The sequence below is a fragment of the Pseudomonas sp. genome (genome assembly GCF_026224925.1).
Lineage (GTDB): Bacteria > Pseudomonadota > Gammaproteobacteria > Pseudomonadales > Pseudomonadaceae > Aquipseudomonas.
Genome location: NZ_JAMFRV010000371.1, coordinates 1 through 8238 on the forward strand (window position 1 = coordinate 1; position 8238 = coordinate 8238).

Genomic DNA, 8238 nt, shown 5'->3' on the forward strand with positions numbered 1-8238 from the left:
CAGCAGAGTTCATCGGCTGGCAAACCAAAGCGCACGCTGTTGTTGTGTGGGCGGTCGCTGCTCACAAACAAGCGCAACAGAACCCCACGGCGGGCACAGAATTCATGCAGTTCAACGGCGTGCGGCGTGCTGAGCCACTGAAACAATGCGCAGCCACCCTGGGGTTTCAAACCGTGCCATGTCAGCAGCGTCACCAGACGCTCACTGGCCTGTTCGGCACGCTGACGCTGCTCGCGATGGCCGGCGACATCTTCCAGACACGCCTGACCCAACGCCCGTGTCGGCCCGCTGACAGCCCACGGCCCCATGTGCCGCTCCAGCAATTTGAGGAATTGCGGATCGGCGAGGACAAAACCCAAACGCGCCCCCGCCAGCCCGAAAAACTTGCCGAACGAACGCAACACGATCAACCCGACCCGCCACGTCTCTGCGCTCAGGCTGAACTGCGGCGTGTTGTCCATAAAGGCTTCATCGACCACCAGCCAGCCACCGCGCTGGGCCAGCCGCGCGTGCCATTCCAGCAGGCGCTCAGGGGGAATGTTCAAGCCAGTGGGGTTGTTGGGATTGACCACCACCAGCACACTCAGGTTGTCGAGAAAGAACTCGACTTCGTGTTCCTGTACTTCACGAACCATAAAACCATTACTGCGCCAGGCGTCGGCGTGCTCGACATAACACGGTGACAACACCCCCACTTTGCCCAAGCGGCGCAACCGTGGCAGCGCCTGGATCGCCGCTTGCGAACCGGGAACTGGCAGCAGCTGTGGAGCGCCGTAGTAGTCACAGGCGGCTTTCTCCAGACCGTCATCGGACTCCGGTAGGCGCGCCCACGCTCGGGGCGAAATGTCCGGAATAGGCCATGACCACGGCGCGATACCACTGGACAAGTCCAGCCAGTCCTTCTCGGGGATGCCGTACTTCAACGCCGCCTCCCGCAAGCGACCGCCGTGCTCAAGCATAAAATTCAGCCCCCACACACAAAATCAATAACCATAACCAGACCCCGCGCTGAACCAGTTGCCAGCCACGATCAATCGAATCTGCATCCGCCGCAGCACCTTCACCCAATTGCGGACGCTGGTGCAACTCGCCGTGATAAACCGCTGCTCCGCCCAACTCGACGTTCAGCGCACCGGCACCTGCGGCCATGACCGGGCCGGCGTTGGGGCTGTCCCACAGCGGCGCCTGATGACGCCAGCAACGCAGGGCCAAGCGGGTATTGCCCAGCACGGCGTAGGTCAACGCCACCAGCCGTGCAGGAATGTAATTAAGGATGTCATCGATTTTCGCCGCCGCCCAGCCGAAACGCTCGAACCGTTCGTTGCGATAACCCCACATGGCGTCCAGGGTATTGCTCAAGCGGTACAGCACCACGCCCGGAACACCCGCGATCGCAAACCAGAACAAAGCGGCAAACACCGCGTCACTGCCGTTTTCCAATACCGACTCGGTGGCGGCACGCGCCACTTCGGTGGAATCCAGCTCGGCAGTTTGCCGGCTGACCAGGTACGAAACCCGACGGCGCGCTTCGTCGAGATCACCGCCGCGCAAAGCTTGCGCCACCGGCTCGACATGCTCGCCCAGGCTGCGCAGACCCAGCGCGCAGTAAAGCGCGGCTATTTCTACCAGCCAGCCTATAAAAGGCAGCCAGCTCAAGGCCGTCGCCACTAGTGTCAGTGGGATGACCGCGATAAACCAGGCGGTAACACCATGGCTGCGCCAGCCGCGACCTGCCGAATTGAAACGTTGCTCAATACGGTCAGCGAAACGCCCGAACGCCACCAGCGGGTGCGCTCGTTTCGGCTCACCCAACAACGCGTCCAGCGCGACCCCGGCGACGCTCAATAACGCCACGCTCATCGGGTCACGCCCCACTGATTTTCATACAACAGCTCACTCAACGGTCTGGCCACGGCCCAGCCTTCCAATACCAGCATCGGGGCCGGGTAAAATTCCGCCACAGGTCCCAGGCACAACACTGCCAACGGCTTGGCCCCGGCAGGCATGTTGAGCAAGTCAGCCAAGGCTTGAGGTTCAAACAGCGACACCCAACCCATGCCCAAGCCTTCGGCGCGGGCCGCCAGCCACAAATTCTGAATGGCGCAGGATAACGAAGCCATGTCCATTTCCGGCAAGGTGCGCCGACCGAAGATGTGTCGCTCACGGTCGTCCATCAGCGCGGCAACCAGCACTTCTGCGCAATCGTTGATGCCTTCGACTTTGAGTTTCATGAACTCGTCGGAACGCTCACCCAAGGCTTCGGCAGTGCGAATCCGCTCTTCTTCGACCTGGGCCTGAATGCGTGCGCGCAATTGCCGGTCACTGATGCGGATAAAGCGCCACGGTTGCATCAAGCCAACGCTGGGCGCTTGGTGTGCGGCTTCGAGCAAACGTGCCAGTAATTCAGGCGCCACCTCACCACCGGTGAAATGGCGCATGTCGCGACGTTCGGCAATTGCGCGATACACCGCAGCACGTTCGTCGGGGCTAAAAGCCTGATCATTCATGGTATGAAAAGCGCCGCAACCGCTTGGGGGTTGGAAGGGAAATAGAAGTGCACGTAAGACGCGGTCATGCGTCCATCTCGGTAAACAGCTTCAGCGCCGCGCCCACCATTGGGGCTTAAGCCACGGGCAATAGGCTGCAATTCGGTGCTGGTCAGCGAATGATGATAGGTGTGTCCGCGCAGCAAACCTTCCGGCAATTCGACGTTTTGCAAAGCCAGCGCCGCCAAGCGTTTCTGCATCACCGCTTCGCCCGTGAGCAAACCCACCAGCTCGGCGCGTTGGCCGTCGATATCGGTCAGGGCATCCAGCAAATAGAGCATGCCGCCACATTCCGCCAACAGTGGTTTGCCCGCGGCATGGTGCGCACGAATCGCCGCCAGCATCGGCAGGTTTTGTCCCAGTGTCACGTGGTGCAATTCGGGGTAGCCGCCGGGCAAGTATAGGCTGTCGGCGGGCGGAATTTGGGTGTCGTGGATCGGCGAGAAAAACGACAACTCGGCGCCCATAGCCCGCAGCAGATCGAGGTTGGCACCATAAAGGAAGGCAAACGCCTCGTCATGGGCGACGGCAATACGCTGCCCCTTTAGTAACGGCTCAGTCAGCACAACATCCGGGGCGGCGAATTCAACCGGTGGCGGCAACGACACCTCACAGGTGCTGGCAAGTGCGTCGGCGGCGGCATCGAGACGTGCGTCCAGATCGTTCAGTTCGCTGGCCTGGACCAACCCCAAATGACGGCTCGGCAGCTCGATTCCAGTCTCCCGGGACAACGCACCGTACCAACGCAAACCCTCTGTCAGGCTGCCTTCGAGCAGCTGCGCATGGCGCACGGTGCCGACCCGATTGGCCAGCACCCCGGCAAACGGCAAGTCAGGTTGGTAACGCGCCAGGCCCAAGGCCAAGGCACCGAATGTTTGTGCCATGGCCGTGCCGTCGATCACCGCCAGCACCGGCACACCGAAGTGACGGGCGAGGTCAGCACTTGAGGGTGTGCCGTCGAACAAACCCATGACGCCTTCGATCAGAATCAGGTCCGCCTCGCCCGCAGCCTCCCACAACAGGCGACGGCTTTCCTCGGCGCCGACCATCCACAAGTCGAGCTGGTAGACCGGCGCACCGCTGGCACGTTCGAGGATCATCGGATCGAGAAAATCCGGTCCGCACTTGAACACGCGCACGGTCCGACCCTGGTTGCGGTGCAGACGCGCCAACGCGGCAGTGACTGTAGTTTTGCCCTGGCCGGAAGCCGGCGCGGCGATCAACACCGCCGGGCAATGACGCGACATTCTCATGAACGCTTACTCATAACTCGATGCCTTTCTGCGCGCGGATGCCAGCCTGAAAGGCGTGCTTGACCACCGCGATGTCGGAGACTGTATCCGCCAGGTCAATCATTTCTGGCTTGGCGCCGCGACCGGTGACCAGCACGTGCTGCATGGGCGGACGGCCCTGCAAATCGCTGAGGACTTTTTCAAGGTCGAGATAACCGTGCTTGAGGGCGATGTTCAATTCATCGAGGACGATCAAGCCAATGCTCGGGTCGCGAAGCATTTCCCGGGAGACTTCCCAGGCAGCTTCGGCGGCATTGATATCGCGCTGACGGTCCTGGGTTTCCCAGGTAAAGCCTTCGCCCATGACGTGATAACGCACTTGCTCGGGGAAGCGACGGAAGAACAGCTCTTCGCCGGTGCTGTTGCGACCTTTGATGAACTGCACCACGCCGCACTGCATGCCGTGCCCCATGGCCCGGGCGAGCATGCCGAACGCAGAGCTGCTTTTTCCTTTGCCATTGCCGGTAAGCACCAGCAACAATCCGCATTCATCAGGCGAACTCGCGATACGCTCATCGATAACGGCTTTTTTGCGTTGCATGCGCGCCAGATGGCGTTCATCGCGTTCGGGGGATTCGTTCATCTCAGCTCTCCGCTTGAGCAGGGCACGCGATAGCAAACGGAAGGCACTGAAATTGACTGCCAGCACGGCCCAATAAAAAGCCCTGCGCAGAGCATCGCCCGCCGTGATGCTGTTGAATGGATCAGGCCGGTCTCCGGGCTCATGAGTGGGAATTCCCTGCTATGCGCCTTCCCATGTCGCTTGCGACACAGTGGCTGAAATGCACAGCTTCGACTCATTTACCGTTGCGGGGGCAGCGCCGGGATCGACCGCTAGACGCGCCCTCACCGGCTTCCCTGTTTCACTCCGCCAATCACCGATTGCGAAGCACCTGAAACATGTCGCGAAGGGTAGAGGGTTGGGGGTAGAGCGTCAATCAAAGCGCCATCGCTTTGGAGCGGTTTACCCGTTCAAAACGACAAAGTAATCGGCGCGCAGGGAAATGTTGAACCTCAACCGTTTCATCGTCTCTACTTCAGTACTGGCCTTTTCGCTATTCATGGAGATCATCATGCCAACAATAAGACCTCAACTGGCCGTCCTGCTGGCGCTGGTCGCCGGCCTCGCAGCTTGCGGCGAAACGTCTCGACTACAAGTATCCGATGGCACCGGCCCCACACCGACGCTGCCAGAACCTAACAAGACGTTGATCCCGACCGTGAACATTGCCCCTGCTGTTGGCTGGGCCAAGGGCGCGAAACCGATTGCGGCACCCGGTACTCAGGTAGCGGTCTTCGCTGAAAACCTGGATCACCCACGCTGGCTGTACGTGCTGCCCAACGGCGACGTGCTGGTAGCCGAAACCAATTCGCCGGCAAAACCGGATGACAGCACTGGCATTCGCGGCTGGGTGATGAAACAAGTCATGGGCCGTGCGGGCGCGGGCGTGCCCACCGCTAACCGGATCACCTTGCTGCGAGACCGCGATCACGATGGCGTGGCGCAAACACGTACGGTGTTCCTGAAGGACCTGAATTCGCCCTTTGGTATGGCACTGATCGGCAATGACTTTTATGTCGCCGACACAGACAAGTTGCTGCGCTATCACTATGAGAGCGGGCAGACCTCCATCAGTGGCGAACCGACTACCGTCGTTGAGTTGCCTGCCGGAACGATCAACCACCACTGGACCAAAAACGTCATCGCCAGCAAGGACGGCAAGAAGCTGTACGTGACCGTAGGGTCCAACAGTAACGTGGGCGAAAATGGTCTGGACAAGGAACAAGGACGGGCTGCCATCTGGGAAGTCGATGTTGCCACAGGCGCCCATCGAATCTTTGCTTCCGGCCTGCGCAACCCCAACGGCATGGATTGGGAGCCACAAACCGGCAAGCTGTGGACAGCCGTTAACGAGCGCGACGAGATCGGCAGCGACTTGGTGCCTGATTACGTAACCTCGGTCAAAGACGGCGCCTTCTACGGCTGGCCGTTCAGCTATTACGGCCAACATGTCGACGTTAGGGTTAAACCGCAAAATCCGGAATTAGTGGCCAAGGCCATCGCGCCTGATTATGCCGTGGGTCCGCATACCGCTTCGCTGGGGTTGGCCTTCGCCGACAGTAAATCGCTGCCTGCGCCATTCAATCAAGGGATGTTCATTGGCCAACACGGCTCATGGAACCGCAACCCACACAGTGGCTATAAAGTACTGTTCGTGCCGTTCGCCAATGGCAAACCCAGCGGAAAACCGGTCGACCTGCTGAGCGGATTTCTAAACGCCGACGACAAAGCCCAAGGCAGACCTGTTGGCGTGGTCAATGATCAGCATGGCGGGGTTTTGGTGGCGGATGATGTGGGTAACAAAATCTGGCGTGTGACCGCGGCGAAGGGACAACAGGCGACTTCAGCTACACCTTGATAGGAAGCAGGCGGCACGGTTTATCTGATAGACCGCGCCGCTTCATTCGCGAACAAGTTCGCTCCCACAGATTTTTTGATCGCCTGCGAGACCGGATTCATTCCCACAGGTTTTTGGTCGTCTGTGGGACCGAATTCATTCGGGAAGCGGCTGGCTCGGTGGGTCAAACATACCGAGGTGCGCCACCGTGATCAGCTACGGGTTACGCGCCAGGTGCTCTGGCTGAATCACGCGCTTGGCGTTGAGGTAGGCTTTTTGCCAATACGGTTTGGACAGGCTGTCCAGACGCACCGTACCGCCAGTAGCAGGTGCATGGACGAAGCGCCCTTCTCCGACGTAGATCCCGGCATGGCTCACGGTTGAGCCGCCACCGGTCGCGAAGAACAACAAATCCCCGGACTGCAAATCGTCGATGCCGACATTTTGCGCGCGCATGCCGAGCATATCGTGGGTCGTACGGGGCAGCGCAATCCCTGCTGCGTCACGGTAGACGAAGCCGATCAAACCACTGCAATCAAAGCCCGAGTCCGGTGTATTGCCGCCCCAGCGATAGGGTGTGCCCACCAAACCCAATGCGCGAAAAAGCACATCTTGAGCAGCCGGAGAGAAAGACTCGGAAGAACCATAAGAGGGCGCAGGCTGAATAACCCGTGGATTTTGCGGTGGTGGCGGAGCGTGGCCGGCACATGCACTGAGCAAAGCGACCAACAACCCAACCGAACCAAGGCGTAACGTGATCGACATAAACACAACAACCTGAGCGTAGATGCGGCTGACTCTGCCGAGAACCGAATCTGCGTGTAATAAGCCGATAGCTGCATACTGCAGCTAACTTCGCCATTACTGAGACACTGCGTCGGCTACTTCCCGAATGAATTCGGTCCCACAGGGCTATTACTGGTGTTGGGTCTGGATTGTAGTCGGAGCCATGGCTAATGCACGTTTGGCTTCAATAAAGGTCTTTTTCCAGTAGCTGTCGCCCAGGCTGTCTACCCGAACACCGCCGCTGCGCGTACTGCTGGAGTGGATGAACTGGTCATCGCCCAAGTAGATACCGGCATGGCTGACGCGACCGCGACCTTTGGTGCTGAAGAATAACAGGTCACCGGGTTTCAGGTCGTTGCGAGCAACCAGGGGTGCGTTAACGTTGATCATTTCACGGGTGGAGCGCGGCAGGTTCATGCCAGCTTCTTCGCGAAAAAGATAACCGATGAAACCGCTGCAATCGAAACCGGATTCAGAGGTGCCGCCTGCACGGTAACGAGTACCGATCAAAGACATGCCGCGCTCAAGGATGCTGTCTGCCAGAATTGGCATTTGGTAAGGCTTGCTGCTGCCGAACTCGGAGAGTTCTTTCTCGGTGATCAGTTCGTCCGAGTACAGGGAATCAGAATCAGATCCATCAGACATTTGCGCGTGTGAGTGCGATGAAATGCGTGAAGATTGCGCAGTGATGGAAGTCTGAGTTTGCTGTTGTTGCGAGACGGGCATCTGTGCCGCGCAACCAAAAAGAAGTGTAACCAGTGCGAGGGGCACGAGGGGTGCGAAGCGAGTTAGCATGGGCACGACCGTGGGAAATGTGTAAAGAAGTCGAGACTATGCCTTCTATGATCCTCATTTGCAAATTCAATCGATCTAAATGTGACTTACCAGTTCCTCCAGAACTTCTAAGGCTCTACAGCCGAGAAACACATCCATCGCCGCGCTGTGATCGGTGCGCTGCGGATTTATCTCAGCGGTGAAGCCCCCCGCCACCCGCGCCCGCAGTACCGGCTCGTGAATATACGGGAAGCTGGCCGTGGTGCCGATGGTCAGCACCGCATCAAAACCCTTGGCCATTTCCTCGTACAGCGTCTCTAGCGCCCGCTCGGGCAGCATTTCTTGAAACAGCACCACTGGCGGTCGCAGAACCCCATGGCATTGCTTACACAATGGTGGCATTGGCCGTTGCAGATGCTCACTCAACTCCGGATCGACAGC

At 59.1% G+C, this 8238-nt stretch carries 9 protein-coding genes and 1 riboswitch; of the genes, 1 reads left to right on the top strand and 8 read right to left on the bottom strand.

Going from position 1 to position 8238, the window contains the following annotated elements:
• The 5 genes from cobD to cobO all read right to left on the bottom strand — a co-directional run.
• The coding region (gene cobD / locus M0974_RS16280) for a threonine-phosphate decarboxylase CobD (RefSeq protein WP_297838748.1) at positions 1-959 on the bottom strand (959 nt) is incomplete at its 3' end.
• Positions 952-1860 carry an adenosylcobinamide-phosphate synthase CbiB gene (cbiB, locus tag M0974_RS16285; protein WP_297838750.1) on the bottom strand — a complete coding sequence of 303 codons (909 nt, stop codon included), beginning with the start codon at positions 1858-1860 and terminating at the stop codon, positions 952-954. The genes cbiB and cobD, both read right to left, overlap by 8 nt.
• The gene (bluB, locus tag M0974_RS16290) at positions 1857-2507 is read right to left on the bottom strand and encodes a 5,6-dimethylbenzimidazole synthase (RefSeq protein WP_297838751.1); all 651 of its coding nucleotides are present in this window, start codon (positions 2505-2507) and stop codon (positions 1857-1859) included. The genes cbiB and bluB overlap by 4 nt, the downstream gene beginning before the upstream one ends.
• Complete coding sequence (locus tag M0974_RS16295; RefSeq protein WP_297838752.1) at positions 2504-3799, bottom strand: cobyrinate a,c-diamide synthase; 1296 nt, start codon at positions 3797-3799, stop codon at positions 2504-2506. Before M0974_RS16295 ends, bluB begins: the two co-directional genes overlap by 4 nt.
• A 10-nt stretch (positions 3800-3809) precedes the next feature.
• On the bottom strand, positions 3810-4421 hold the full coding sequence (gene cobO, locus M0974_RS16300) for a cob(I)yrinic acid a,c-diamide adenosyltransferase (RefSeq protein WP_297838753.1): 612 nt from the start codon (positions 4419-4421) through the stop codon (positions 3810-3812).
• Between the two features lie 106 nt (positions 4422-4527).
• Positions 4528-4750: riboswitch (cobalamin riboswitch) on the bottom strand.
• Positions 4751-4911: 161 nt separating this feature from the next.
• On the opposite strand from cobO, the gene M0974_RS16305 reads away from it, so the two are divergent.
• The gene (locus tag M0974_RS16305; protein ID WP_297838755.1) at positions 4912-6258 is read left to right on the top strand and encodes a sorbosone dehydrogenase family protein; all 1347 of its coding nucleotides are present in this window, start codon (positions 4912-4914) and stop codon (positions 6256-6258) included.
• 195 nt (positions 6259-6453) lie between these two features.
• On the opposite strand, the gene M0974_RS16310 is transcribed toward M0974_RS16305, so the two are convergent.
• The 3 genes from M0974_RS16310 to M0974_RS16320 all read right to left on the bottom strand — a co-directional run.
• On the bottom strand, positions 6454-7002 hold the full coding sequence (locus M0974_RS16310; RefSeq protein WP_297838758.1) for a C40 family peptidase: 549 nt from the start codon (positions 7000-7002) through the stop codon (positions 6454-6456).
• 150 nt (positions 7003-7152) lie between these two features.
• The gene (locus M0974_RS16315) at positions 7153-7818 is read right to left on the bottom strand and encodes an NlpC/P60 family protein (RefSeq protein ID WP_297838761.1); all 666 of its coding nucleotides are present in this window, start codon (positions 7816-7818) and stop codon (positions 7153-7155) included.
• 75 nt (positions 7819-7893) lie between these two features.
• Positions 7894-8238: Sir2 family NAD-dependent protein deacetylase (locus M0974_RS16320; protein ID WP_297838764.1), on the bottom strand; the 345-nt coding region annotated here is incomplete at its 5' end.

Bases quoted from the DNA above. Each gene is read 5' to 3' on its own strand.
- cbiB (WP_297838750.1), bottom strand. From the start codon at position 1,860: ATGAGCGTGGCGTTATTGAGCGTCGCCGGGGTCGCGCTGGACGCGTTG.
- bluB (WP_297838751.1), bottom strand. From the start codon at position 2,507: ATGAATGATCAGGCTTTTAGCCCCGACGAACGTGCTGCGGTGTATCGC.
- M0974_RS16305 (WP_297838755.1), top strand. From the start codon at position 4,912: ATGCCAACAATAAGACCTCAACTGGCCGTCCTGCTGGCGCTGGTCGCC.
- M0974_RS16295 (WP_297838752.1), bottom strand. From the start codon at position 3,799: ATGAGAATGTCGCGTCATTGCCCGGCGGTGTTGATCGCCGCGCCGGCT.
- cobO (WP_297838753.1), bottom strand. From the start codon at position 4,421: ATGAACGAATCCCCCGAACGCGATGAACGCCATCTGGCGCGCATGCAA.
- M0974_RS16310 (WP_297838758.1), bottom strand. From the start codon at position 7,002: ATGTCGATCACGTTACGCCTTGGTTCGGTTGGGTTGTTGGTCGCTTTG.
- M0974_RS16315 (WP_297838761.1), bottom strand. From the start codon at position 7,818: ATGCTAACTCGCTTCGCACCCCTCGTGCCCCTCGCACTGGTTACACTT.